The organism is Belnapia sp. F-4-1, assembly GCF_000802185.1.
Classification (GTDB): domain Bacteria; phylum Pseudomonadota; class Alphaproteobacteria; order Acetobacterales; family Acetobacteraceae; genus Belnapia.
The window spans coordinates 4,685,442-4,709,493 of sequence record NZ_KN676113.1 but is presented as its reverse complement, the minus strand read 5'-3'; the positions used below and the strand labels follow the sequence as shown (position 1 = coordinate 4,709,493).

The window sequence follows — 24,052 nt, the reverse complement described above, 5'->3', positions numbered from 1 at the left end:
ATGACGCTGATCGGTTGGGCGCAGATCGCGCTCGTGCTTGCCTGCGTGGTCGCGGCGGCGGTTCCGCTCGGGCGCTACATGGCGGCGGTGGCGGCGGGGCGCGTCACCTTTCTCGCGCCGGTTGAGCGCGTCGTCTATGCGGCGGCGGGCATCGACCCGAGGCAGGCGCAGGGCTGGCGCGGCTACACGCTGGCGATGTTGGCGGCGAATGCGGCAGGGTTCCTGCTGCTTTATGCGCTGCTGCGGGGGCAGGCCGTCTTGCCTCTCAACCCGCAGGGCTTGGATGGGCTGACGCCATGGCTCGCCTTCAACACGGCGGTGTCCTTCGTCACCAATACCAACTGGCAGGCCTATGGCGGCGAATCGGCCCTCAGCTATTTCTCGCAAATGGCGGGGCTCACGGTGCAGAATTTCCTCTCCGCTGCGACGGGGATGGCGCTGGCACTCGCCGTCTGCCGTGCCTTCGCCCGGAGCGGGGTGAAGGATCTCGGGAATTTCTGGTCCGATCTCGTGCGGATGACGCTCTATGTGCTCGTCCCGCTCAGCCTGCTCGTAGGCTTCGCCTTCGTCGCCATGGGGATGCCGCAGACGCTGGCACCCTTCGCGGAGGCAACGACACTGGAGGGCGCGCGGCAGGTGATCCCGCTGGGGCCGGCGGCTTTCCAGATCGCCATCAAGCATCTCGGGACGAATGGCGGCGGGTTCTTCGGCATGAACTCGGCGCATCCCTTCGAGGGGCCGACGGCGCTCACCTCCGCCCTTCAGATCTGGTCACAGCAGGTGATTCCCTTCGCGCTGGCGCTGACCTTCGGCGCCATCGTCGGCGATATCCGCCAGGGGCGGGCGCTGCTGCTGGTGATGCTGGCCTATGTGCTGGCGGGCACCTGGGCAGTGTATGGGAGCGAGGCAGGGGGCAACCCCCTGCACCTAGCGCTCGGCATCGATGCGGCGCAGGGCAACATGGAGGGGAAGGAGGTACGGTTCGGCCAAGCGCTGGTCGCCCTCTTCACAGCCACCACCACCGGCGCCTCCTGCGGTGCGGTGAATGCGATGTTCGAGAGCTTCATGCCGCTCGGTGGGCTGGTGCCGCTGTTCCTGATCCAGCTTGGCGAGGTGTTGCCGGGCGGGGTGGGATCGGGGCTTTATGGCATGCTGGTCTTCGCCCTGCTCGCGGTCTTCGTCGCCGGGCTGATGGTGGGGCGGACGCCGGAGTACCTCGGCAAGAAGGTACAGGCGCGGGAGGTGAAGCTTGCGATGCTCGCCGTGCTGGTGCTGCCGGCGGCGATTCTCGGCTTCACCGCGGTGGCGCTGGTGCTGCCGGCGGCCGTCGCCTCCATCCCGGCGACGGGGCCGCATGGGCTGAGCGAAATGCTTTATGCCTACAGCTCCGCGGCGGGCAACAACGGCTCGGCCTTCGGCGGCATCACCGCGGATACGCCCTGGATGGATGTGACGCTCGGCATCGCCATGATGCTCGGACGTTTCGCCTATGCGGTACCGGTTATGGCGATCGCCGGATCGCTGGCGGCGAAGCCGCGGGTGGCGGAAAGCGTGGGGAGCTTCCCGACGCATGGGCCGCTCTTCGTCGGGCTTCTGGCCGGCGTGATCCTGATCCTCGGGGGACTGCAATTCATGCCGGCCCTCGCCCTTGGGCCGCTGGCCGAGCATGTCTCGCTGCTGGCCGGCAAGACCTTCTGAAGGCACAGATCCGATGGACACCATGATGCCGATGGGGCAGGCCACGCGCCGGGGGCGCGCGGCGGCCTTCACCGACCGGACACTGCTCGGCCGCGCTGCGCTCGATGCGCTGCGCAAGCTCAGCCCAGCGAAGCTGGTGCGCAACCCGGTGATCTTCGTCACCGAGGTGGTCGCCATCCTCGTCACGCTGCTGGCGGGGCTGGATGCGGCGCGGGGGCAGGGCTTCGCCTTCCAGGCGGGGATCGCCATTTGGTTGTGGCTCACCGTCCTCTTCGCCACCTTCGCCGAGGCGGTCGCCGAGGGGCGGGGGCGGGCGCAGGCAGAGAGCCTCAGGCGGGCGCGGGGCGAGGCGCGGGCCAAGCTGCTGGTGCGGGCGGATGACCGGGCCCTCTGGCAGCCCCGCGGGGCGACGGAGCTGAAGCTTGGCGATCTCGTGCTGGTGGAGGCGGGGGATATCATCCCCTCCGATGGCGAGATCATCGAGGGTATCGCTTCGGTCAACGAGGCGGCGGTGACGGGCGAGAGCGCGCCAGTGATCCGGGAGTCGGGCGGCGACCGCAGCGCCGTCACCGGCGGGACGATGGTCGTCTCCGACTGGCTGGTGGTGCGGATCACGGCGGCGCCAGGCAGCACCTTCCTCGACCGGATGATCGCGCTGGTCGAGGGCGCGGCGCGGCAGAAGACGCCGAACGAGATCGCGCTCGACATTCTGCTCGCCGGGATGACGATCATCTTCCTGATTGCCGTTGCCTCGCTGGTGGGGCTGGCGAGCTGGAATGGGCGGCCGCCTTCGGTGCCGGTGCTGGCTGCGTTGCTGGTGACGCTGATTCCGACGACAATCGGCGGACTGCTCTCGGCCATCGGCATCGCGGGGATGGACCGGCTGGTGCGGTTCAACGTGCTGGCGACGAGCGGGCGCGCCGTCGAGGCGGCGGGCGATGTGGATGTGCTGCTGCTCGACAAGACGGGCACCATCACCTTCGGCAACAGGCAGGCCGCGGGGTTCGTGCCGGCGCCGGGTGTCGCCGAGCGGGAGCTGGCAGAGGCGGCGGTGCTGGCGAGTCTCGGCGACGAGACGCCGGAAGGGCGGTCGATCCTCGCCTATGCGCGGGAGCGGCATGGGACTGTCGCGCCGGCGCTGCCGGAGGGGGCAAAGGTGGTGCCATTCACGGCGCAGACGCGGCTGTCGGGGCTTGACCTGCCGGATGGGCAGTACCGGAAAGGAGCGGTCGACAGCCTGTCGGGGAGCCTTGGCGTCGCCATTCCGCCGGCGCTGGCGGAGGCGGTGGAGCGGATCGCGCGGCAGGGCGGGACGCCGCTCGCGGTCGGGCGGGATGGTGTGGTGCTGGGCGCGATCGAGCTGAAGGACATCGTCAAGCCGGGCATCCGCGAGCGATTTGCCGAGCTGCGGCGGATGGGCATCCGCACGGTGATGGTCACCGGCGACAACCGGTTGACGGCGGCGGCGATCGCGGCGGAGGCGGGGGTCGATGACTTCCTAGCCGAAGCGACGCCGGAGCAGAAGCTTGGGTATATCCGTAAGGCGCAGGGCGAGGGTCGGCTGGTCGCCATGGCGGGCGACGGCACCAACGACGCGCCGGCGCTGGCGCAGGCGGATGTCGGGCTGGCCATGCAGACCGGCACCCAGGCGGCGCGCGAGGCGGGGAACATGGTCGATCTCGACAGCGACCCAACCAAGCTGATCGAGGTTGTGGAGATTGGCAAGCAGCTGCTCATCACCCGCGGGGCGCTGACCACCTTCTCCATAGCCAACGACGTGGCGAAGTATTTCGCCATCCTGCCGGCGATCTTCGTCGCCAGCTATCCGGAGCTTGGGGTGTTCAACGTGATGCGGCTAGCCTCGCCGGAGAGCGCGATCCTCTCGGCGGTGATCTTCAACGCGCTGATCATTGTAGCGCTGGTGCCGCTGGCGTTGCGCGGCGTGACCTATTCGCCGGTGGGCGCGGCGGCGCTGCTGCGGCGGAACCTGGTGATCTACGGGGTGGGGGGCATCGTGGCGCCCTTCCTCGGGATCAAGCTGATTGATCTCTTCCTGACCTTGATCGGAGTGGCCTGAGATGAATGGCGTGTTGCGGCCGGCACTGGCGGTGGTCGGCATGACGACGATGCTGTGCGGCCTTGCCCTGCCGCTCGGCTTCACCGGGGTGGCGCAGCTTGCCTTCCCGGTGCAGGCGAATGGCAGCCTGGTGGAGCGGGAGGGGACGGTGATCGGCTCCGCGCTGATCGGGCAGGGCTTCACGGGCGAGCGGTATTTCCATCCGCGACCTTCGGCGACGGTGGAAGCGGATCCGGAGACGCCGGGGAGCACGCGGGCGGCGCCCTATAATGCGGCGGCCTCGGCGGCGTCGCAGGCGGCGCCGACGAGCGCAGCGCTGCTGGCGACGCTGAAGGAACGGGTCGCGGCGGAAGGCGCCGGGCCGGTGCCGGCGGATGCGGTGACGGCCTCGGCCTCGGGGCTCGATCCGCATATCAGCCCGGAGAATGCGGCGCAGCAGGTGGCGAACGTCGCCGCGGCGCGGGGCGTCACGCCGGAGCGGGTAAGAGCGCTGGTGGTGCAGCACACCGAAGGGCGGGAGTGGGGCTTGTTCGGTGAGCCGCGCGTCAATGTGCTGAGGCTGAATCTCGCGCTGGACGGGTTGCGCTGATCATCGAGCCCGCAGCAGCTCGGGCACGCGGAGCAGGATCATCTCGTTGTCATCGGCGCGGGTCAGGTGGCGGCCCGCGCTGAAGGGCAGGTTGTTGTCGTTGCCGACAATGATGTGCTCGCCATCCACCACCGCCACATTCTCGATGGTGAAGAAGGGGAAGGTGAAGCGGTCGCGCGGCTCGCCCTGGCCGCGGTCGCCCTGGGTGCGGGCGAGGCCCTCCGGGTCGCGGATCGCCATCAGGTCGATATAGCCAAGTTTCTTGACGAAGCCCTGCTCGTCCACGGCGCCGAGATCGAGGATGTAGATGCGCTTCAGCCGCGCCGGGTTGGCGAAGCAGCCGGGCGGGTTGGCGCCGGAGGCGCAGGCGAGGGAGGGGTCGCCCTCGCCGTCGTCGCGCTCGATGATCAGGGCGCGGCGGTCGTCGATCATGTTGAAGTCGCCGATGGCGGTGGTGCCTTCCTCCGGGCGGTAGCGCAGCACGCGGCCGGTCCAGGCGCCGCGGGCCGTGTCGAATTCGGCGATGCGGAGGAAGCGGCCCTCGGGCTGGCCGTTGGCTAACAGCGGCTTCTCTAAGAGGGCGTAGAGGCGGCTACCGTCGGGGCTCTGCGCCATGCCCTCGAAGCCGCCGCTGCGCTGGGATTCGAAGGCGGTGGCGGGCACTTGCAGGGCGGGGTTGTCGGGGCTGCGGATCGGGCGGCCGTCGATGGTGGTGTCGACGACCTGGCGGACGCGGCCTTCCATGTCGACCTTGATGAGGAAGGGGCCGAATTCGTCGCCGAGCCAGAAGCCGTCGCCTGTCGGCTGGATGCTCTCGATGTCGAAGTCGCCGCCGGTGAGGTAGCGGCGCTCGCTGCCCTCATAGGCGATGCGGAAGGGCACGCGGCGGTCCGGGTCGGAGAGGAAGATGGTTTCCTCGAGGGCGATCTGGCCGCTGCGCCAGTCGGGGCGGATTCGGTGGAGCATCAACATGGCGTCGGGGCTGTTGCGCTTGTTGCCGAAGCCGTTGTCGCTCAGCACCCAGTAGGAACCGGGTTGCCCGGCCACGGGCTTGATGCCGGAGAAGCCCTGCACCGGCTGGCCGATGAAGGGGAGGCTGATGCCGGTCGGGCGGCCGGCAGACGCCGGGCCGGTGGTGCCGGGGATGCTGCCGGGCTGGTCGGTACGGGTGTTGCCGGAGCCGGCAAATTTGCCGGCGAGAAGGGCATCCCGCGGCGCGTCGGCGGGCGGCAGGGCCATGGTGAAGGCAGGCAGGATGGCATGGCCGGCCAAGCTTGCCTCGAAGCGGTTCTGGGCGAGGGCCGGGGCGGCCATCAGCAGGGCGGTGGTGGCGAAAAGCAGTCGGCGCATGCGGGCATCCCCCAGTCGGTTCGGGGGCCTCCTAGCCGGCGCGTGTTGCGCCGGCTTGGCGGTTCCGTGTCAGCCCTGTTGCAGCGGGCGGTAGCGCCAGACGCTCGCGGGGGGGAAGTTCTTCGGCGTCCAGGTCTCGCGCTTGGCCGAGAGGCCAAGCTTGCGGTACGGCAGCGGCGAGGTGATGCAGTAGGTGTAGAGCAAGAAGCCGAGGCCTGGGGCGACGTGTTCGACACCCTCGACGAAGAGGCGCTGGCGCTCGATCGGCAAGAGCACCAGCGGGATGCCGCAGATGACGCTGCTGACGCGACCGGCGAAGCGCTCCGGCAGGTGCTGCGGCAGGGCGAAGGCATCGGCGCAGAGCACGGTGGCGCCGGGCAGGCTCTCGCGCAGATGCTCGGCCATGTCCGGGACGATTTCAACCAACACGAGACGCTCCGGGGCGATACCTGCCTCCAGCATCGCGCGGGAGATGACGCCGGTGCCCGCGCCTATCTCCAGCACGACGCCATCGCCGTCTGCTGCGGCAAGATTGGCGATGCGGCTCGACAAGGTGCGCGAAGACGGGACGATCGAGCCCATCTGCAACGGATCCGCCATCCAGCGGCGAAAGAAGAGCGGCAGGTTGGCGATGGGATGAGCGGTTTCGGGCCGTTGAAGGCTGCTGCTCGACATGCTCTTTCCTCTCTGTCCGGCTCGGCTTCATTTATTGAATCGGACCAGGGTTTCGCGAAATTGCGCCATCGAAGCGTCCCAGGAGAAGGCTTCCGCATGGACGCGCGCAGCCTCGCGGCTGCACTCCAGCGCGGCCAGGCAGGCGGCGCGGAGATCCTCGTCCAGCACGCCAACGCGTTGGTCGGTTACCACGTCGAGCGGGCCGGTGACGGGGAAGGCGGCGACCGGTGTTCCGCTGGCGAGCGCCTCCAGCAGCACAAGGCCAAAGGTATCGGTGCGCGAGGGGAAGACGAAGACATCGGCGCCGGCATAGGAGCGGGCGAGGACGCCGTTCTCACGGTAGCCGAGAAAATGCGCGTCAGGGAAGCGCTGCTCCAACTCCGCGCGCTGCGGACCATCGCCGATGACGACCTTGCTGCCCGGTAGGTTGAGCGAAAGAAAGGCAGCGATGTTCTTCTCGACGGCGATGCGGCCGGCGTAAAGAAATATCGGCCTCGGCAGACCCCCGAACGTCTCGCGTGGCTCCGGCTGGAAGCGGGACAGGTCGACGCCGCGGGTCCAGGGGCGGACCCTAGCGAAGCCGCGGGCAGCGAGATCGCGCCGCAGGCTTGGGGTTGCGGCCATCACCGCCTGTGCGGGAGCGTGGAACCGCCGCAGGACGCGCCAGGACCAGGCGGCGGGGATGCGGGCACGGGCCTCCATGTATTCGGCGAATTTCGTGTGGAAGGCGGTGGTGAAGGGCCAGTTGCGCCGGAGGCAGATGCGCCGCATGGCCCAGCCAAGCGGGCCCTCCGTTGCGATGTGCACCGCGCAGGGCATGTAGGCATCGACCATCTGAGTCAGCTTGCGTCGCGGCGCGATGGCAAGGCGAATTTCCTTGTAGCCGGGCGCCGGAATGCTGCGGAACCGGTCGGGGCCGATCACCTCCACGGTGTCGCCATTGGCGCGCAGCATCTCGGCCATGGTGGTGAGAGTGCGCACCACGCCGTTCACCTGCGGCACCCAGGCATCGGTGACGATCAGCAGGCGGAGCGGGGCGCTTTTCGCCGGCGCCTCCGCAAGGGTCACGGGCTGGTCAGGCACGGGCGATGGCCAGGCGTTGGGTCATGGCATCGCGCTCGGCGCGGAGGCGCATCTCGCGCACCCAGTCGATCAGCTCGAAGCGGCCATCGGCATGCTCGACGAGGGCGGTACAGCTTTCTACCCAGTCGCCGTCGTTCATGTAGGTGATGCCATGCACGTCGCGCATCTCGGCGTGGTGGATATGGCCGCAGATGACACCGTCGAGGCCGCGCCGGCCGGCCTCGTTGGCGAGCGCCAGTTCGAAGCGATCGATGGCCTTGACCGCTTCCTTCACCTGCCGCTTGAGCCATTGCGAGAGCGACCAGTAGGGGTAGCCAAGCTTGCGGCGCGCGGCGTTGAACCAGCGGTTCAGGGTCAGCGCCATGTCGTAGGCCCAATCGCCAAGATGAGCGAGGAGCTTGGCGTAGCGGATTACGCCATCGAACTCGTCCCCGTGGATGACGAGGAAGCGGCGGCCATCAGCGGCCTCGTGCACCGCCTCACGCATCAGGCGAATGCCGGCCACCTCCAGCCCTTGGCCGAGCCAGTTGCGGAACATCTCGTCATGGTTGCCGGGGATATAGAGTACCTCGGTCCCGGAACGGGCGAGCTTCAGCAGGATGCGCAGCACGTCGTCATGGTCGCTGTCCCAGTACCAGGACTTGCGCAGCCGCCAGCCATCGACGATGTCGCCCACCAGGTATAGCCGGTCACAATCGGTACGACGCAGGAAATCGGCCAGGTAGTCGGCCCGGCAGCCGCGCATGCCGAGATGGGTGTCGGAGAGGAAGACGCTGCGGTAACGGGTCCTGGCCTCGACGGCTTGCATGATCCTGCCCTCGCTCTCGTCGGGGTGGGGCGGGTGCCACGACTCCCCGGACACAATCGTCAACGAGCGGGTAACGCGGGATCAGCAATCCTGTCGTGAACCCTTCATGAAACCATGCAGTAACATTGCGCAAGAAGCCGCGATATGACGGGGTGATGACAAAAGCGGTTCCGTACTGTCTCTGTTGTAAACTGCCTGACTGCGATATGACCCCGAAGCGTCACCTTCAGTCGCGATAAGCTCCCATGCTGATCATCTTCAATCCCAAGGCCGGACAGCGACGCCGGCAGAGGCTGGACCGTGCGCTCAAGGTGCTGCGACGGCTCGGGCAGGATTTCACGCTGGTCGAGACGGGGCATCCGGGCCATGCCGCGTTGCTGGCGCGGGAGGGAGCGAGCGAGGGGCAGGCGGTCGTCGTCGCGGCCGGCGGGGATGGGACGATCGCCGAGGTGGCAGCAGGGCTGGCGGGGGCGGGGACGGGGGCGGGAGCGGCACTTGGCGTGCTGCCACTCGGCACGGCCAATGTCTTTGCCTGGGAGCTTGGCATCCCGGTGCGGCCGGAGCTTTCGGCGCGGCTGCTGATGGAGGGCGAGGCGCGGCTCGTGCATCCGGGCGAGGCGCGCTTCGACGACGGCGGAGCAAGGCTTTTCGTGCAGATGCTGGGGGCGGGGTTCGATGCGGCCGTCGTCGCCAATCTCGATCTCGGGCTGAAGCGGCGGATCGGGCGGGGAGCCTATGTCTGGCAGGCGGTGCGGGAACTGGGGCGCTACCGCTTCCCGCCGCTGCGGGTCGTCTTCGCGGATGGCGAGACGCTTGTGAGTTCGGTCATCGTCAGCAAGGGGCGGCTCTATGCTGGGCGCCACCTGCTGGCGCCTGCGGCGGAGATGGGGCAGCCAGGCTTCCAGGTGGCCCTGTTCCATGGCTCGGGACCGGTGGCGGCGGCGGCCTATGGCGCGGCGCTGCCATTCAACCTGCTGCCGCGCATGCCGGGGCTCGCGCTGCGGCATGCGACCTGGCTCCGCATCGAGGGCGAGGGAGTCGCCGTGCAGGCGGACGGAGACCCGGTGGGACGCCTGCCGGTGGAGGTCAGGGTGGCGCCGGCGCCGCTCCACGTCGTACTGCCGCAGGTGACGGGGCTGGCCCTGGCGGCCTAGGCTTCCCGCCCAAAGGGGAGGGAAGGCTGATGAAGCCCATTCGTGTAGCGACCTTCGACGGGCCTGGAGCTCCGCCTGTCATCCGCGAGGTGCCCTGGCCAAAGGTCGGCCGGAAATCGGCGCTGATCCAGATCGGCGCCTGCGGTGTCTGCGGGACGGATCTGCATATCCTCAAGGGACATTGGCCGAAGCCGCTGCCCTGGCCCTTCACCCTGGGCCATGAGATGACCGGGATCATCCGCGAGATCGGGCCTGAGCTGAAGACGGACTGGATGGACCTGCCGATCACGGTCGGGTCCAAGATCATGGTCCCGCCGTTCATGCCCTGCGGCGAGTGCTACTATTGCCGCCACTACCCGGAAAATTCGAACCGCTGCCAGACGCCGGTCTATTACGGACGCTATCTCGGCTTCGACCGGCCGCCGCATCTTTGGGGTGGCTGGGCCGAATACGTCTATGTCGACCTCGAGGCGCTGCCGGGGACCAAGATCTACAAGCTGCCGGATAGCATGCCGCTCCGGCTCGGGGCGCTGTCGGAGCCGCTGACCTCTTGCATCCGCGGCTTCGCCCGGGCGCAGAAGATGGGGCTCTTCCGCTGGGGCGACACGGTTGTCATCCAAGGCAGTGGGCCGATCGGCATCCTCGCCATCGCCGCAGCGCGCGAGATGGGGGCAGGACGGGTGATCTGCGTCGGCGCGCCGGAGGAGCCGCGGCTGGCTCTGGCCCGGCGCTTCGGGGCGGAGGCGACGGTCGACATCGAAGCTCACCCGACGTCGGAGGCGAGGGTGGCGCGCGTCCGCGAGATTGTTGGCGGCTATGGCGCCGATCTGGTAATGGACTGCACAGGGCATCCCGCCGCGGGGCCGGAGGGTGTCGAGATGCTGCGTGATGGCGCGGCGATGATCGAAATGGGGCAGTTCACCGATGCGGGGAGCATCGCTACCAACTGGCACCGCTTCGTCGCCAAGGATGTGGTCATCATCGGCTCCTGGGCCTTCACCGAGAATGACTTGGCGCTCGGTATCCGCATGTTGGACCACGCGCGGGACCGCTACCCCTGGACCGAGATGCAGACCATCTACCCGTTCGACCAGGATGGGGTGAGCCGGGCGGTCGCGGATGCCATGGCGATGCGGACGGTGAAGAGCACGATCGTGCCCTTCCCCGAGTTGCTGGAGGCCTGACTACTCGATCGCAGCCAGGATGCGGTCCATTGCCTCCGCCCGGCCGAGGGCGGCGAGAACCGCATCGATCGGCGGGCTCTGGGTGCTGCCGCTGAGGGCGATGCGGATCGGCTGGGCGACCTGGCCGAGCTTCATCCCCTTCACGTCAGCATAGTCGCGGAGCCAGTTCATCAGCTCCGTTCGCTCCCAGGGCGCATCGGTGAGGAAGCGAGCGAGGTCGGCCAGCAGCGCCTTCGCCTCCGGCGTAAGCTGGGCGGCGGCCTTGGGGTCCATCGCCGGCGGGCCTTCCAGGGCGGCGAAGGCCGCGGCCGAGGCGAGATCTTCCAGCGTCTTGGCGCGCTCCTTCAGTGTCGGCATCAGGTCGCGGACGCGGTCGCCGCCGAGGGTGCCGTAATCGATCCCACGCGCGGCGAGGCGCTTCAGCACATCCGCTGTCAGGCGGGCATCATCGGCGGCGCGGAGATAAACGCCGTTGAGATGGGTCAGCTTGGCATAGTCCATGCGCGAGGCGGCGCGGCCCACATCCTTCAGGTCGAAGAGAGCGATGGCACGGTCGCGGGGGACATACTCCTCGTCGCCATGGCCCCAGCCGAGGCGGAGCAGATAGTTGCAGACAGCCTCGGGGAGAAAGCCCTGGGCTTCGAACTCCATCACCCCGACGGCGCCGTGGCGTTTGGAGAGCTTGGCGCCGTCCGCCCCATGGATCAGTGGAATGTGGGCGAAGCGGGGGCGGTGCCAGCCCATGGCGTCATAGACCATGCACTGGCGGAAGGTGTTGGTCAGGTGGTCGTCGCCGCGGATGACATGGGTGATGCCCATGTCGTGGTCGTCCACCACCACGGCGTGCAGGTAGGTCGGCGTGCCGTCGGAGCGGAGGATGATCATGTCGTCCAACTCCGTGTTGCGGACCTCGACGCGGCCCTGGACGAGATCCTCAACGACGGTGGAGCCCTCGCGCGGCGCCTTCAGCCGGATGGCGGGCTTGCGGTCGGTCGGGGCTGCGGCGGGGTCGAGGTCGATCCAGCGGGAGCCATCGTACTTGAAGGGGCGCTTAGCCGCCTCCGCTTCGGCGCGCATGGCGGCCAGCTCCTCCGGCGTGTCGTAGGCCAGGTAGGCTGCACCACAGGCGAGCAGTTCCCGTGCCACCTCGGCATGGCGAGCCTCGCGGCTGCTTTGGAAGACAGGCGGCTCGTCCGGGCTGAGGCCGAGCCAGGCGAGGCTGTCGAGAATCTGCTGGACGGCCTCGCCGGTGCTCCGGGCTTTGTCGGTGTCCTCGATGCGCAGCAGGTATTGGCCACCATGGTGGCGGGCAAAGAGGAGGTTGAAGAGGGCGGTGCGCGCCCCGCCGATATGGAGGAAGCCTGTGGGCGAGGGAGCGAAGCGGGTGCGGACGGTCATGATCTGCCTGGGAGGTGCGGCTCGGGCCAGCCAAACATTTCTGCTGCACTGCAGCGAAAGTCAGGCGGAGAACCGGTGGCGGGGCGCGAAGGCCCCTCATAAGCAAGATAGACCGGGCGATGGGGCTTGGGAAACCGGCCGAACTGCCGGAGCGTAGGCCCGTATCGAGCCTGGGCACAGCCGCTGTGAGTCACGATCGCCCCTGCCAAATCGATGCGAGTCTAGATCAGACTCTTAAGATACAACCTTAAGATAATCTCAAATTTTATCTTCACGTAATAGTTGTAAGTCTCCTCCGAAACGGTAATATTTCGACTGACAATGTCTTCAGCTGTTGCCCGGCCAGCCCCCCGATGGCCCGGCAGGCTCGTATCGACGGCCGCGCGGAAAACCTTCCTCGCGGACGAACGCCCTCGGCTTGCCTTATGGTTGGCTGTGGCTCTCGGTGCGGGTGTGCTGGTCTATTTCGCCTGGCCGTCGGAACCCCCACCGGCGGCCAGGTGGCTAGCGCCTCCCCTCTCGCTGCTTGCGCTCTGGATCGGGGCGCGTCGACCCGTGGCCGGGCTGCTGCTCGGCCTGCTGGCGGCAGGGACCGTCGGCTTTGCCCTGACGAGTTGGCAGGCCGAGAGAATGTCGCCTTTGCAGGAAGCGCCTCGCGGGGCGACCATCCTCAGCGGCGTAGTCGCGGAGGTCGAACTGCTGCCCGACGGGCGACGGGTGACGCTCCGGGCAGCGCAATTCGATGGGGGGCCGCAGGAGGAGCGACTGGTGCGGCTGCGGCTGAAGCCGCAGGATCCGGCCCGGCCGGAACCAGGCGACCGCCTAACGATCCGGGCGATGGTCCGGCCGCCGGGGGCACCGGCCTATCCGGGCGGGTGGGATTTCCAGCGGGCGGCCTACTTTTCCGGCCTTGGCGGCAGCGGCTATGCGCTGGGGATGGCAGATCTGGCGCCAGGCGAGACACGGCCGCTCTTCGCCGCGTTGCGGGCGTCGATCGAGGCAAGGGTGGCCGAAGCCCTTCCGGGGGTGACAGGCGCCATCGCCGCCGCGCTGATCACCGGCGGCCAGAGCGCCATCCCCGGCGCCGACCTCGCGGCCATGCGGGATTCAGGGCTTGCGCATCTGCTCTCGGTTTCGGGGCTGCACATCGTAGCGGTGATGGGCATTGCCTTCACGCTGGTCCGCTGCGGCTTTGCTTTCGCCATGCGCCTGCCCGGCAAGGCGATCGCGGCGATGACGGCGCTGGCGGTGGGGGCGGGGTATCTGTTGCTGAGCGGCGCGCAGGTGCCGATGCAGCGAAGCTTCGCCATGGCGGCGGTGACGACGCTGGCGTTGCTGGCAGGTCGGCGGGCACTGAGCCTCAGAGTGCTGGCGCTGGCGGCGGCGGCGGTGATCCTCGTGCAGCCGGCTGCGATCCTCGGGGCAAGTTTCCAGATGAGTTTCGCCGCCGTGCTTGCCCTTATTGCGGGTTGGGACTGGCTGCGGCCGCGGCTGCCGCAGGGCGGGCAGCGCGCGGCCTGGCGACGCCGCCTCGCGCTGGCACTGTTTGGCGTAGTGGCGACCTCCGTCCTGGCGGGCTTCGCCACCATGCCCTTCGCCTTGCACCATTTCGGTCGGGTGCAACTCTATGGCGTGGTGGCGAATGCGGTTGCGGTGCCGGTCACTTCGCTGCTGGTCATGCCCGCGGCGCTGGCGGCAGTACTGCTGATGCCGCTCGGGCTCGAAAGTCTGGCGCTTGCGCCAATGGGTTGGGGAGTAGAGGTGATCCTTGGCGTGGCGCGTCTGGTCGCCTCCTGGCCTGGGGCGTCGCTGGCCGTGCAACCGATTCCGGCTTGGGGGCTGGGGGTCTGCGCCATGGGGCTACTCTGGCTTTGCCTTTGGCGAACAAGATGGCGGCTGGCCGGCGTACCGCTGCTGGCGATCGGGCTCCTGAGTGGGATGGCCGATCGGCCACCGGATCTGCTGGTGTCAGGTGATGGGCGGTTGATCGCACTGCGGGCAGGCAATGCGCTGTTTCTGCAGCGGCAATCGGGGGCCTCAAGCTTCGTCAGGGAGGTCTGGCACCGGATGCATGGCGAGAACGGCATCGAAGCGCTGCCGCGCGATGGCATGGCGGCGAACGGTGCCCTGCGTTGCCGGGCCGGGGCCTGTGCGTTGCGCCCCGATCCGGCCGGGGTGGAGGCGGTGCTGCTACGGGGTGAGGCGCCGGAGCTGGCCTGTGCCACCGCTGCGGTGGTTGTGTCGGCCGAACCGGTGCGAGGGGCCTGCCTGGCGCAGGTGGTAGATCGCTTCGCTGTCTGGCGGAACGGCCCGCATGCCGTCTGGCTGAATAACGATGGGGCCCGTGTGATCAGCGACCGCGCTTGGCGGGGCGACCGGCCATGGGTGCCGCCGGTGCCGAGCCCACGGGGGCTGGCCTCGGCGGCTCCTTTGGCGGCGGTTGACTAGGTCAGTAGCGGCGAAGCAGGCCGATCAGGCGACCCTGCACCTTCACGCGGTCCGGGCCGAAGATCCGCGTCTCGTAGCGCGGGTTTGCCGGCTCGAGCGCGATGGAGTTGCCCTTGCGGCGCAGGCGCTTCAGCGTGACCTCGTTCTCATCCACCAGCGCGACAACGATGGAGCCGTTATCGGCGAGGTCGCCACGGCGGATGATGACCGTATCGCCATCGAGGATGCCGGCCTCGACCATGGAATCGCCGGCGACTTCGAGGGCATAGTGTTCGCCACTGGTCAGCAGGGCGGCCGGGACCTCGACGCTGGTGCCACTGTCACGCAGCGCCTCGATAGGAAGACCGGCGGCGATACGGCCGTAAAGGGGAAGCTGGACGGCGGCGGCCTCATTCGCCGCGCGCTGCACACCGGTGAGATTAGGGGCAAAGCGACCGTGGATGACATTGGGCGAGAAAGCCGGCGTGGACGGGGCGGCAACTTGCGCAGGCTCGGGCGCGCGACGCGGAGCGATGTTTTCCGGCAAGCGGATAACCTCGAGCGCCCGGGCGCGATGTGCCCGCCGCTTCAGGAAGCCGCGCTCCTCAAGGGCGGTGATGAGGCGATGGATGCCGGATTTCGACTTGAGCTTCAGCGCGTCCTTCATCTCCTCAAAGGAGGGAGAGAAGCCGGTCGCGCGCAAATGCTTGTCGATAAAGATCAGCAGCTCATGCTGCTTGCGGGTAAGCATCTTCCCCTCCGTGGGCTGGCCCTGCGCGTGGGTGGCGAACAAACCACGAATCGCAGCGATGTTCTACGGAAGTTCCCTCATCCGGTCAACTGTATCGTATCAGAGACCGAGATAGCCGAGCGGAATAACCTCGACGGATGCGCCGGCTGGAAGAGCAGGGGCGCCAGGCGCGCGAAGGATAAGGGCATCCGCTCGGGCCAACGTCTTCATCATGGAACTGTCCTGCATGGAGAAGGGGGTCGCCAGTGGGACGCCCTCGGGGCCGGGCTGCAGGGTGGCACGAAGGTGGTCAAAGCGGCGGTCGTTCTGCGGCAGGTCGGTGCCGGCGAGAGCGCGAATCGTCCGCGGCGGCGCACCGGGTAGGCCAGAGAGGCGATCAAGGGCAGGGATCAGAAAAAGCACGCTGCACACCAGGGCCGACACCGGGTTGCCAGGCAAGCCAAGCACCGGCGTGGCGCCGAGACGGCCCCAGATCAGTGGCTTGCCGGGTCGCATGGCGATCTTCCAGAAGTCGAGGGTGAAGCCTTCGGGCCCGAGGGCGCTCTGCACCAGGTCGTGGTCGCCGACGCTGGCGCCTCCGGTCGTCACCAGCAGGTCGCAGGCGCGTGCGGCGCGGGCAGCTTCAGCGATCGCCTGGCTGTCATCCGGCGCGATTGGCAGGATGAGCGGGTCGCCGCCTCCGGCGCGAACGAGTGCGGCCAGCGCATGTGCGTTGCTGCTGACGATCCCGCCAGGGGGGATCGGGTCACCGGGCAGGGCGATCTCGTCGCCAGTCGCCAGGATGCCGATGCGAGGCGCGCGGTGGACCGCCAGCCAGGGCGTATTGGCGGCGGCGGCGAGCCCGATATCGCGTGCAGTGAGGCGGCGGCCGGCGGGCAGCACTTCCTCCCCCTCGGCGAAGTCGAGACCGCGACGCCGGATCCACCGCCCAGAACGGACTGCTTCCTTCACTAGCACGGTGGAGGCGGCAGCCTCGGCATCCTCCTGAAGCAGGATGGCATCGGCGCCGGACGGCACGATGCCGCCGGTGAAGATGCGGACGGCCTGACCCGCGCCAACCTCGCCGGTAAAAGGATGACCAGCGGGCGCGGTGCCGATGACGGCGAGGCGGGCGCCTTCCGCCGAATCGACGGCGCGGACGGCGTAGCCATCCATGGCTGAGACATCGGCGGGAGGCTGGGTCAGCCTGGCAAGCACGGGATGGGCCAGGACACGGCCCCAGCCGGCAGGCAGTGGCACGGTCTCTGCCGGCGTGGCGGTGAGGGCCGCCAGGATACGTGCCCGGGCTTCCTCAACCGAAATCATCACTCTGCCTCGTATATACCTGATTTTCCGCCGGACTTGTGGACAAGACGCACGGCTTCGATGCGCATACCGCGATCGATTGCCTTGCACATGTCGTAAACGGTCAGCGCGGCGACGGTGACGGCGGTTAGCGCTTCCATCTCCACGCCAGTACGGCCGGTAAGGGCGACAGTAGCCTCGATCTCGACTGCATCGGGCAGGGCGGGGGTAAGGTCGACCGCGACCTTGGTCAACATCAGCGGATGGCACAGCGGGATCAGGTCGGCGGTGCGCTTCGCCGCCATGATGCCGGCGAGGCGGGCAACGGCGAGGACGTCGCCCTTGGCCATCTGGCCCTCGACGATGCGGGCCAGTGTTGCCGGCTCCATCACCACGCGACCGCGAGCAATGGCCTGACGCTGCGTCTCCGCTTTGCCCCCCACATCAACCATGGCGGCGCGGCCTTCCGCGTCGAAATGGGTGAAGGATGGCGCCTCGGCCATCAGAGGGCCTGGACGAGCTCGGCGGCGGCGGCCGTAACATCCGGCTGGCGCATCAGGCTCTCGCCTACCAGGATGCAGCGGGCGCCGGCATCGGCCATCCGGCGGACATCGGCCGGGTTGCGGATGCCGCTCTCGGCGATGGGGATGCGATCGGCCGGAACCAGCGGAACCAGCTCTTCGGAGGTGGCAAGATCCGTCTGCAAGGTCTTGAGATTGCGGTTGTTAACACCAATAAGCCGGGTTTGCAGGCCAAGGGCGCGATCCAACTCGGCGCGGTCATGGACCTCGGCGAGAACACCCATGTCGAGGCTGCGGGCGATGTCCTCCAACTCCTCGGCCTGCTGGTCGGTGAGAGCCGCCATGATGATGAGGATGCAATCGGCGCCCATCGCCCTGGCCTCGAAGACCTGCCAGGGATGGACCATGAAGTCCTTACGCAGCACCGGCAGGGTGCAGGCGGCGCGAGCTGCCTTTAGGTGGTCGGCATGGCCTTGGAAATAGGGCGCATCTGTCAGCACCGAGAGGCAGGTGGCGCCGGCGCGGGCATAATCCTCGGCGAGAGTGGCGGGCTCGAAAGGGTTGCGGATCAGCCCGCCTGAGGGGGAAGCGCGCTTGATCTCAGCAATGAGGCCGACCCGGCCATCGGCCACGGCTTGGCAAAGGGCGGTGACGAAATCGCGCGGACGGTCGGCAGCGCGGGCTTGACGCTCGATCTCGGAGAGTGGCGTTGCGGCGGAGCGGGCGCGGACTTCCTCATATTTATCGGCCAAGATGCGCGCGAGCGTGTCCGGCACGGTCTGTGGCTCAGGGAGAATCAGATGGGGGGCGTTCATGCTGCAGTGGCGTCCTTCAGGCGGGCCAGTACGGCAGAAGCGGCCCCGCTGTCGATGGCCGCCGCGGCCCGCGCCGCGCCGGATGCTAGATCGGTATCACGCCCCGCAACGACCAGGGCCGCGGCGGCATTCAGCAACACGATGTCGCGGTAGGGGCCGGGAGCGCCCCCCAGCAACGCGGTGAGGGCGATCGCGTTCTCGGCCGGCTCGCCGCCGCGGATCGCCTCAGGTGGGGCGCGACGGAGGCCGGCGTCCTCGGGTGCGATGGTGAACTCACGGATCGTGCTGCCCTCGAGGGCGACCACCTGGGTCTCGCCGGAGAGTGCGATCTCGTCGAGGCCCTGGCCATGGACCAGCCAGGCTGCCTCGGTGCCAAGGCGGGCAAGGGTTTCAGCCATGGGGCGGAGCCAAGCGGCGTCATAGGCGCCGGTCAGCTGGCGGCGGACGCGGGCCGGGTTCGCCAGGGGGCCGAGTAGGTTGAAGATGGTGCGGGTGCCGAGCTCGACGCGGGGCCCGGCGGCATGGCGCAGCGCAGCGTGATGGCGGGGCGCCATCAGGAAGACCATGCCGGTAATGCGGAGGACCGACTCCAACCGATCGAGCGGGACGTCGAGGTCGATGCCGAGGGCGGCCAGCGCGTCGGCGGCACCGGAGCGGGAGGAAAGGGCGCGGTTACCATGCTTCGCCACTGGCACGCCGCAGCCGGCGACGACGAGGGCGGTCGCGGTCGAGATATTGAGGGTGCCCGAGGCGTCGCCGCCGGTGCCGACGATGTCGATGGCGCCGGGCGGGGCCTCAATCGCCGCCATGCGGGCGCGCATGGCGCGGACGGCGCCGGTCAGCTCGGCTACCGTCTCGCCGCGGACTCGCATCGCCATGAGCATGCCGGCAATCTGGGCGGGGGTTGCCTCGCCGGCCATGATGATGCCGAAGGCGGCCTCGGCCTCGCTCTCCGCCAGACGCTCGCCGGCGGCGAGGCGGGCGAGGACCGGCTTCAGCGTGTTCACGCGGGCACCCGCGCCTTGGCGAGCAGCAGGAAGTTCCGCAGCAAGTCGTGGCCGTGCTGGGAAGCGATGCTTTCCGGGTGGAATTGCACGCCCCAGATCGGCAGGCTGCGATGGGAGAGGCCCATGATGAGGCCGTCCTCGGTCCAGGCAGTGGCTTCGAGCTCTGCTGGCAAGTCGTCGCGGCGGACGACAAGCGAGTGGTAGCGCGTGGCGCGGACCGGACTCGGCAGGCCTCCGAAGAGATCGGTGCCGCGGTGGTGCACGTCCCATACCTTGCCGTGCACCGGATCGGGAGCGCGGATGACGGTGCCGCCGAAAGCTTGGCCGATGGCCTGGTGACCAAGGCAGACGCCCATCAGCGGCACGCCGGCCGAGGCGGCGGCGCCGATCAGCGGCAGGCAGATGCCGGCCTCGTTCGGCGTGCAGGGGCCGGGCGAAAGCAGGATGGCCTCGGGCTGCATCGCCAGGGCCTCCTGGCTGGTCAGCGCATCATTGCGATGTACCTCGATCTCCACTCCAAGGTCGCCCAGGAAGTGATAGAGATTGAAGGTAAAGCTGTCGTAGTTGTCGATCAGCAGAATCATGATTTCGGACTTTCGGGCTGGGCCCCGGCCGGGTCAAGCGCGGGCGGCGGCGGCGCCGGCGGTGCGGACGGCCGCAAGGGGGGCAGGGCCGGGCCGCTGATGACGTCGAAGTCGAAATCGCTGCGTTGCATGGAGGCCTCCTGGGTGGTTCGGGGCCGGCACCGCTGGCGGAGGTGCAGAGACGAAAAAGCCGCCAGCGAATGGCGGCTTCTGCGGGTCTGCGTGGGTGCGCTGATCCTAGGCCGCCGGTGTATACCAGCGGTACCAAAATCGCGTTGCGGGGATCGCGCGCTGCACCATGGCGATAGTGGTGCCACGGCCGCGGGTGTGGTGCAAGCGGGATCAGAAGCCGTAGAGCCGCGCTGGATTGTCGACGAGGATAGCCTGGCGCTGGGAGGGCTCGGGCGCCCAGTCGCCGAGCACGTCCATCAGCACGCCGTCATCCGGCACCTCCTCGGGCGAGGCCAGGGAGGGATGGGGCCAGTCGGTGCCCCAGACGCAGCGTTCGGGCGCGGCCTCGATCATGGCGCGAGCCATGGTGGCCACATCGGCATAGGGTGCGCCGGCGATGGAGGAGCGGTAGCCGCAGAGCTTGGCCCAGGCGCCGCCGCGCAGCAGCCGAAGCAAGGCCTGGAAGGCTGGGTGGTTAAGACCTTGGTCGCCGGACTTCACACCGCCCATATGGTCGATGACCAAGGGGCAGGGAAGGCGGACTAGGACCGGCTCCAGCGCAAGCATTTCGGTGGGATGGGCGTAGAGCTGCATGTGCCAGCCGAGCTCGGCGAGGCGAGCGCCAAGGGCCTCAATCTGGGCGAGCGGGGTGCCGTTGCCGCTCACCGCGTTGAAGCGGACGCCGCAGGCGCCGCGCTCGGCCATGGCGCGGAGAGCGGGGAGGCCGAAGCTCTCATCAACGACGACTACGGCCCGGGCGCGGTCGCGGCCGAGCTGCGCGACGGCGTCGAGGCTCACCTCGTTTTCCGTGCCGTAGATGCTCGGCTGGACAACCACGGTCCGCTGGATGCCGATCGTGTCGCACATGGCCCTGTAGGCGGCGATGGAGGCCTCGGGCGGGGTGTAGGAGCGGCCGGGCGAGAGCGGGTAGCACCCATAGGGACCGAAGATGTGCATGTGGCAGTCGGTCGCACCGGCCGGCGGCTGCCAGTGCGGGCGGCTGGTGAGGGCGCGAGCGCCGGGGCAGGGGCGGGTCATCCGCGGCGCCCGGCGGCGAAGCGCACGGCCTCCTCGGCGGCGCGGAACAGGGCGCGGGCTTTCTGCTGGGTTTCCTCGTACTCGGCGACCGGGTCGCTGTCGGCGACGACGCCGGCGCCTGCCTGGACATGCATCACCCCGTCCTTCACCAACGCGGTGCGGAGGCCGATGCAGGTATCCATGCCGCCATCGGCGCCGAAATAGCCGAAACCGCCGGCATAGATGCCGCGCCGGGAGGGTTCCAACTCCTCGATGATCTGCATGGCGCGGACCTTGGGGGCGCCGGTCAGCGTGCCGGCGGGGAAGCCGCCGGCCAGGGCATCGACGGCGGTGAGGCCGGGGCGGAGGCGGCCGCGGACCTCGGAGCCGATATGCATCACCTGGGAGTAGCGCTCGATCTGGAACTGGCTCGGCACGCGGACGGTGCCGATGGCGGAGACGCGGCCGACATCGTTGCGGCCGAGATCGAGCAGCATCAGGTGCTCGGCGCGCTCCTTCGGGTCGGCGAGGAGTTCGGCTTCGAGCGCCTTGTCCTCCTCGGGCGTGGCGCCGCGGCGGCGGGTGCCGGCGAGGGGACGGATCGTTACTTCGCCATCACGCAGGCGCACCAGAATTTCCGGCGAGGCCCCAACGGCGGCAAATCCGGAAAAGTCGAAGAAGAAGAGAAAGGGCGCCGGGTTGATCCGCCGGAGTGCTCGGTAAAGGGCGAAGGGCGGCAGGGCGAAGGGCACCGAGAAGCGCTGGCTCGGGACGACTTGGAAGCAGTCGCCGGCGCGGATGTAGTCCTTGGCGCGCTCGACCGCGGCGATGAAGCCCTCGCGAGTGAAGTTGCTGGAGGGCTCGGGCAGCTTCGGAAGGCTGACCGGGGCGGCGGGGCGGGGCAGCGGGCGGTCGAGCGCGGCCTCGGCCTCATCCAGCCGAGCCTGGGCAGCGTCCCAGGCGACTTGCGCGTCCAGCCCCGGCTGGGGCCAGGCGGTGGTGAAGAGGCTGAGCGCGTCCCGCACATGGTCGAAGACCGCAACGAGGGTGGGGCGGACAAGGACCGCATCGGGCACGCCGAGCACATCCGGGGCGGTCGAGGGCAGGCGCTCCATCAGCCGGACCATGTCATAGCCGAGATAGCCGAAGAGGCCGACGGCGATGGGCGGCAGACCGGGCGGGAGCGTCATCTGCGCCGCGGTGATGGCAGCGCGGAGGCTTTCCAGCGCATCCTCGCCGGCGGGCTCGAAGGCGTGAGGGGCGGCCAGCGCGTGGTGGTTCACCTCGGCGCGACCATTGCGGCAACGCCAGATGAGGTCCGGCTCCAGCCCTACGGCGGAGTAGCGGCCGCGGGCGGCACCACCCTCGATGCTCTCCAGCAGGAAGCTGTTCGGCTTGCCGGAGGCGAGCTTGAGGAAGACCCCGACTGGCGTGTCCAGATCCGCCACCCGCTCCCGCCACAGCACCTGGGCCTGCCCGGCGGCAAGACCAGCGCTGAATGCGGCGAAATCGGGGGAGGGCATGGCGGGTGCTCCGGGTTCAGGGTTGGGCGAGGCTGTCGAGCAGGCGGGCGTTGATGCGGACATCGGCCCGGTTGCGCAGGGCGGCGACGTATTCCGTCTCCAGGTCGCCTGCCATGGCCTGGCTGGTCTCGGTCTTGAGGCGGGCGAGGGCCGCCGGGTCGGCGGCGGGGTCGGGGCGGGTGACCTCCAAGAGCTGGGCGACGGCGAAGCCGTCCCGCGTCCGCGCCATGGTGGGCTCATTCGCCTTCAATTCGAAGAGCGGGGCGAGAATTTCGGCCGGCACCGGCCCGTCGCGCTGGTCGCGCGCGATGGCGCCGACCTCGCGGACGCCGAAGCCGGCCTCGCGGGCGGCATCGGCTAGGCTCCTGCCGCCCTTCACGGCGGCGAGGAGGCCGGCGGCGCGCTCTTCCATCTCGCGGCGCTTGGCCTCGGCAATGAAGGCCTCCCGGACCTGCGGTTGGACGCTTTCGAAAGGGCGGAGGGCTGGCGGCGTGACCTCCTTCACATCGACGGCGACGAAGCCGGCCTCGGTTTCGGCGAGGCGGGGGGCGGCGCCCTTCTCCGTCGTGAAGACGGTGCGCAGCAGGGGTGCGCGGGCGGTCTCGATCACAGGCAGCTCGACCGGCTTGCCCTCGGCGTCGAGGCCATTGGCATCGGTGCGGATGGTGGCGAAGCCGAGGTTGAAGCGCTGTGCGACCTCGGCGAGGGTCGCGCCGCCGGCCAGCGCGTCCTCCACCTGGTTGGCGCGCTCGAAGGCGAGGTCGGCGGCCTTCTCGGCGGTGAGGTCGGTGCGGAGCTGATCGCGAACTTCGGCGAGCGGCCGGGTGGCGCCTGGCTCGATGCCTTCGACCTTGAGGACGTGCCAACCGAAATCGGTCCTCACCGGGGCGGTGACGGTGCCGGGCGCGGCTGCGAAGGCGGCTTCGGCGAGCTGCGGGAAGGGCAGGCCGGCGCGGTCGATGGCGCCGAGATCCACCGCCTGTCCGCCGGCGGCGTCGGCCTCGCGGGTGATGGTGGCGAAGTCGGCCCCGCCGGACCAGGCGGCGGCGATGGCCTTGGCCTTCTCCTCGTCCTGGACTAGCACCTGCTGCAGCTTGCGGCGCTCCGGCGTCTCGAACTGGTTGCGGCGGGAGTCATAGGCGGCGGCGAGGTCGGCGTCGGAAACCTCGATCTCTCGGCTAATCCGCTCGGCGGTCAGCACGCCGACGCTCGCCTCGCGGTATTCGGGGCTGGAGAAGCGGTCCGGGTTGTTCTCGTGGAAGCGGCGGAGCTGGGCTTCCTCCGGCGCCGGGGGCTCGGGGGCGGCGGCGAGGGGGAGGGTGACGAGGCTGGCGCTGCGCTGCTCCTGCTGCCGCTGCAACAAGGTGTTGCCCAGCGCGTCGGGAATGGCGGCGCCGGAGCGGATGGCGAGCGCCAGCTGTTGCCGAGCCAGGTCGGCACGGACCAGAGCGAGGAAGCCAGCCTCGGTCAGGTCGTTGCTGCGTAGGAAATTCTCGAAGACCGGGCGCTCGAACTGGCCGCTCATGCCGCGGAAGCCTTGGATCGAGAAGATGAAGTCACGCACCGCTTGGTCCGGCACGGCAATGCCCAGATCGCTGGCCTCGGCGCGCAGGACACGGTCGAGGATCAGCTGCTCGATCGCCTGCTGGGCGACGGCGCGACGGATGCGCGGGTCGTTGTCGAACTGGCCGCCGAGCTGGCGGGAGAGACGCTGCATCTCTCGGCGGATGGCGGCCTGGGCCTCCTCGATCTCGATCGGCGCGCCATTGACCCGGGCGACGGCATTGTCCTGGCCGAAGCTGCGGATTGTGTCGCCGATGCCCCAAACGGCAAAGGAGCCGATCAGCAGGACGAAGAGCAGCTTGGCGACCCAGGTCGAGGCGAGCCGGCGGAGAGCGGTGAGCATGATGGTCCGTCTGTGATCCGGGCGGGGTGC

The 24,052-nt window shown here is 68.9% G+C and carries 21 protein-coding genes; 6 read left to right on the top strand and 15 right to left on the bottom strand.

What is annotated here, in order from left to right:
- Genes kdpA through kdpC form a run of 3 tightly spaced genes read left to right on the top strand, consistent with a single transcriptional unit; the run spans position 1 to position 4,364 of the window.
- The gene (kdpA, locus tag LH62_RS22200) at positions 1 to 1,698 is read left to right on the top strand and encodes a potassium-transporting ATPase subunit KdpA (protein WP_043364347.1); all 1,698 of its coding nucleotides are present in this window, start codon (positions 1 to 3) and stop codon (positions 1,696 to 1,698) included.
- A gap of 13 nt (positions 1,699 to 1,711) precedes the next feature.
- Positions 1,712 to 3,775 carry a potassium-transporting ATPase subunit KdpB gene (kdpB, locus tag LH62_RS22195; RefSeq protein WP_082012722.1) on the top strand — a complete coding sequence of 688 codons (2,064 nt, stop codon included), beginning with the start codon at positions 1,712 to 1,714 and terminating at the stop codon, positions 3,773 to 3,775.
- 1 nt (position 3,776) lies between these two features.
- Positions 3,777 to 4,364: a potassium-transporting ATPase subunit KdpC gene (gene kdpC / locus LH62_RS22190; RefSeq protein WP_043364346.1), complete on the top strand. Its 588-nt coding sequence runs from the start codon at positions 3,777 to 3,779 to the stop codon at positions 4,362 to 4,364.
- On the opposite strand, the gene LH62_RS22185 is transcribed toward kdpC, so the two are convergent.
- The 4 genes from LH62_RS22185 to LH62_RS22170 all read right to left on the bottom strand — a co-directional run bounded on the left by LH62_RS22185 (position 4,365) and on the right by LH62_RS22170 (position 8,280).
- Positions 4,365 to 5,714, bottom strand: a complete 1,350-nt coding sequence (locus LH62_RS22185; RefSeq protein WP_043364345.1) for an esterase-like activity of phytase family protein — start codon at positions 5,712 to 5,714, stop codon at positions 4,365 to 4,367.
- A gap of 69 nt (positions 5,715 to 5,783) precedes the next feature.
- Complete coding sequence (locus LH62_RS22180) at positions 5,784 to 6,389, bottom strand: class I SAM-dependent methyltransferase (RefSeq protein WP_052214816.1); 606 nt, start codon at positions 6,387 to 6,389, stop codon at positions 5,784 to 5,786.
- A 27-nt stretch (positions 6,390 to 6,416) separates the two neighbouring features.
- Complete coding sequence (locus tag LH62_RS22175; protein WP_236552607.1) at positions 6,417 to 7,472, bottom strand: glycosyltransferase family 1 protein; 1,056 nt, start codon at positions 7,470 to 7,472, stop codon at positions 6,417 to 6,419.
- Positions 7,465 to 8,280 carry a UDP-2,3-diacylglucosamine diphosphatase gene (locus LH62_RS22170; protein WP_043364344.1) on the bottom strand — a complete coding sequence of 272 codons (816 nt, stop codon included), beginning with the start codon at positions 8,278 to 8,280 and terminating at the stop codon, positions 7,465 to 7,467. The genes LH62_RS22175 and LH62_RS22170 overlap by 8 nt, the downstream gene beginning before the upstream one ends.
- Positions 8,281 to 8,525: 245 nt before the next feature.
- Between LH62_RS22170 and LH62_RS22165 the strand changes: the two genes are divergently transcribed.
- On the top strand, positions 8,526 to 9,434 hold the full coding sequence (locus LH62_RS22165) for a diacylglycerol kinase family protein (RefSeq protein WP_043364343.1): 909 nt from the start codon (positions 8,526 to 8,528) through the stop codon (positions 9,432 to 9,434).
- A gap of 29 nt (positions 9,435 to 9,463) precedes the next feature.
- Entirely contained in the window at positions 9,464 to 10,618 is a 1,155-nt protein-coding gene (locus LH62_RS22160) for a zinc-binding dehydrogenase (protein ID WP_043364342.1), read from the top strand.
- On the opposite strand, the gene gltX is transcribed toward LH62_RS22160, so the two are convergent.
- Positions 10,619 to 12,016: a glutamate--tRNA ligase gene (gltX, locus tag LH62_RS22155; RefSeq protein ID WP_043364341.1), complete on the bottom strand. Its 1,398-nt coding sequence runs from the start codon at positions 12,014 to 12,016 to the stop codon at positions 10,619 to 10,621.
- Positions 12,017 to 12,337: 321 nt separating this feature from the next.
- Here gltX and LH62_RS22150 point away from each other — a divergent pair, with 321 nt between their 5' ends.
- Complete coding sequence (locus LH62_RS22150) at positions 12,338 to 14,464, top strand: ComEC/Rec2 family competence protein (RefSeq protein ID WP_082012721.1); 2,127 nt, start codon at positions 12,338 to 12,340, stop codon at positions 14,462 to 14,464.
- A 1-nt stretch (position 14,465) separates the two neighbouring features.
- Here the strand turns inward: LH62_RS22150 and lexA are convergent, their stop codons facing one another.
- From lexA to LH62_RS22105, 10 genes are all read right to left on the bottom strand, one after another.
- The gene (lexA, locus tag LH62_RS22145) at positions 14,466 to 15,194 is read right to left on the bottom strand and encodes a transcriptional repressor LexA (protein ID WP_043366391.1); all 729 of its coding nucleotides are present in this window, start codon (positions 15,192 to 15,194) and stop codon (positions 14,466 to 14,468) included.
- A 99-nt stretch (positions 15,195 to 15,293) separates the two neighbouring features.
- On the bottom strand, positions 15,294 to 16,499 hold the full coding sequence (gene glp / locus LH62_RS22140; protein ID WP_043364337.1) for a gephyrin-like molybdotransferase Glp: 1,206 nt from the start codon (positions 16,497 to 16,499) through the stop codon (positions 15,294 to 15,296).
- Positions 16,499 to 16,981, bottom strand: coding sequence for a cyclic pyranopterin monophosphate synthase MoaC (gene moaC / locus LH62_RS22135; protein ID WP_043364335.1), 483 nt, complete (start codon positions 16,979 to 16,981; stop codon positions 16,499 to 16,501). Before moaC ends, glp begins: the two co-directional genes overlap by 1 nt.
- Positions 16,981 to 17,814 (bottom strand): indole-3-glycerol phosphate synthase TrpC, encoded by an 834-nt coding sequence (gene trpC / locus LH62_RS22130; RefSeq protein WP_052214814.1) that lies wholly within the window; start codon positions 17,812 to 17,814, stop codon positions 16,981 to 16,983. The genes moaC and trpC overlap by 1 nt, the downstream gene beginning before the upstream one ends.
- The gene (trpD, locus tag LH62_RS30540) at positions 17,811 to 18,821 is read right to left on the bottom strand and encodes an anthranilate phosphoribosyltransferase (RefSeq protein ID WP_043364333.1); all 1,011 of its coding nucleotides are present in this window, start codon (positions 18,819 to 18,821) and stop codon (positions 17,811 to 17,813) included. Before trpD ends, trpC begins: the two co-directional genes overlap by 4 nt.
- Positions 18,818 to 19,405: an aminodeoxychorismate/anthranilate synthase component II gene (locus LH62_RS32145; RefSeq protein WP_043364331.1), complete on the bottom strand. Its 588-nt coding sequence runs from the start codon at positions 19,403 to 19,405 to the stop codon at positions 18,818 to 18,820. The genes trpD and LH62_RS32145 overlap by 4 nt, the downstream gene beginning before the upstream one ends.
- Entirely contained in the window at positions 19,402 to 19,536 is a 135-nt protein-coding gene (locus LH62_RS32435) for a hypothetical protein (RefSeq protein WP_255360004.1), read from the bottom strand. Before LH62_RS32435 ends, LH62_RS32145 begins: the two co-directional genes overlap by 4 nt.
- Before the next feature lie 211 nt (positions 19,537 to 19,747).
- On the bottom strand, positions 19,748 to 20,614 hold the full coding sequence (locus tag LH62_RS22115; protein WP_043364329.1) for an amidohydrolase: 867 nt from the start codon (positions 20,612 to 20,614) through the stop codon (positions 19,748 to 19,750).
- Positions 20,611 to 22,116: an anthranilate synthase component I gene (trpE, locus tag LH62_RS22110; protein WP_043364327.1), complete on the bottom strand. Its 1,506-nt coding sequence runs from the start codon at positions 22,114 to 22,116 to the stop codon at positions 20,611 to 20,613. The genes LH62_RS22115 and trpE overlap by 4 nt, the downstream gene beginning before the upstream one ends.
- A 16-nt stretch (positions 22,117 to 22,132) precedes the next feature.
- Positions 22,133 to 24,022, bottom strand: a complete 1,890-nt coding sequence (locus LH62_RS22105; RefSeq protein ID WP_043364325.1) for a peptidylprolyl isomerase — start codon at positions 24,020 to 24,022, stop codon at positions 22,133 to 22,135.
- Between the last annotated feature and the right edge of the window lie 30 nt (positions 24,023 to 24,052).

Excerpts from the sequence above, each read along its gene's own strand:
- LH62_RS22150 (WP_082012721.1), top strand. The coding sequence starts at position 12,338 with ATGTCTTCAGCTGTTGCCCGGCCAGCCCCCCGATGGCCCGGCAGGCTC.
- LH62_RS22180 (WP_052214816.1), bottom strand. The coding sequence starts at position 6,389 with ATGTCGAGCAGCAGCCTTCAACGGCCCGAAACCGCTCATCCCATCGCC.
- LH62_RS22165 (WP_043364343.1), top strand. The coding sequence starts at position 8,526 with ATGCTGATCATCTTCAATCCCAAGGCCGGACAGCGACGCCGGCAGAGG.
- LH62_RS22185 (WP_043364345.1), bottom strand. The coding sequence starts at position 5,714 with ATGCGCCGACTGCTTTTCGCCACCACCGCCCTGCTGATGGCCGCCCCG.
- LH62_RS22105 (WP_043364325.1), bottom strand. The coding sequence starts at position 24,022 with ATGCTCACCGCTCTCCGCCGGCTCGCCTCGACCTGGGTCGCCAAGCTG.
- kdpB (WP_082012722.1), top strand. The coding sequence starts at position 1,712 with ATGGACACCATGATGCCGATGGGGCAGGCCACGCGCCGGGGGCGCGCG.
- glp (WP_043364337.1), bottom strand. The coding sequence starts at position 16,499 with ATGATTTCGGTTGAGGAAGCCCGGGCACGTATCCTGGCGGCCCTCACC.
- gltX (WP_043364341.1), bottom strand. The coding sequence starts at position 12,016 with ATGACCGTCCGCACCCGCTTCGCTCCCTCGCCCACAGGCTTCCTCCAT.
- LH62_RS32145 (WP_043364331.1), bottom strand. The coding sequence starts at position 19,405 with ATGATTCTGCTGATCGACAACTACGACAGCTTTACCTTCAATCTCTAT.
- trpE (WP_043364327.1), bottom strand. The coding sequence starts at position 22,116 with ATGCCCTCCCCCGATTTCGCCGCATTCAGCGCTGGTCTTGCCGCCGGG.
- moaC (WP_043364335.1), bottom strand. The coding sequence starts at position 16,981 with ATGGCCGAGGCGCCATCCTTCACCCATTTCGACGCGGAAGGCCGCGCC.
- lexA (WP_043366391.1), bottom strand. The coding sequence starts at position 15,194 with ATGCTTACCCGCAAGCAGCATGAGCTGCTGATCTTTATCGACAAGCAT.
- kdpC (WP_043364346.1), top strand. The coding sequence starts at position 3,777 with ATGAATGGCGTGTTGCGGCCGGCACTGGCGGTGGTCGGCATGACGACG.
- kdpA (WP_043364347.1), top strand. The coding sequence starts at position 1 with ATGACGCTGATCGGTTGGGCGCAGATCGCGCTCGTGCTTGCCTGCGTG.
- trpC (WP_052214814.1), bottom strand. The coding sequence starts at position 17,814 with ATGAACGCCCCCCATCTGATTCTCCCTGAGCCACAGACCGTGCCGGAC.
- LH62_RS32435 (WP_255360004.1), bottom strand. The coding sequence starts at position 19,536 with ATGCAACGCAGCGATTTCGACTTCGACGTCATCAGCGGCCCGGCCCTG.
- LH62_RS22115 (WP_043364329.1), bottom strand. The coding sequence starts at position 20,614 with ATGACCCGCCCCTGCCCCGGCGCTCGCGCCCTCACCAGCCGCCCGCAC.
- LH62_RS22160 (WP_043364342.1), top strand. The coding sequence starts at position 9,464 with ATGAAGCCCATTCGTGTAGCGACCTTCGACGGGCCTGGAGCTCCGCCT.
- LH62_RS22170 (WP_043364344.1), bottom strand. The coding sequence starts at position 8,280 with ATGCAAGCCGTCGAGGCCAGGACCCGTTACCGCAGCGTCTTCCTCTCC.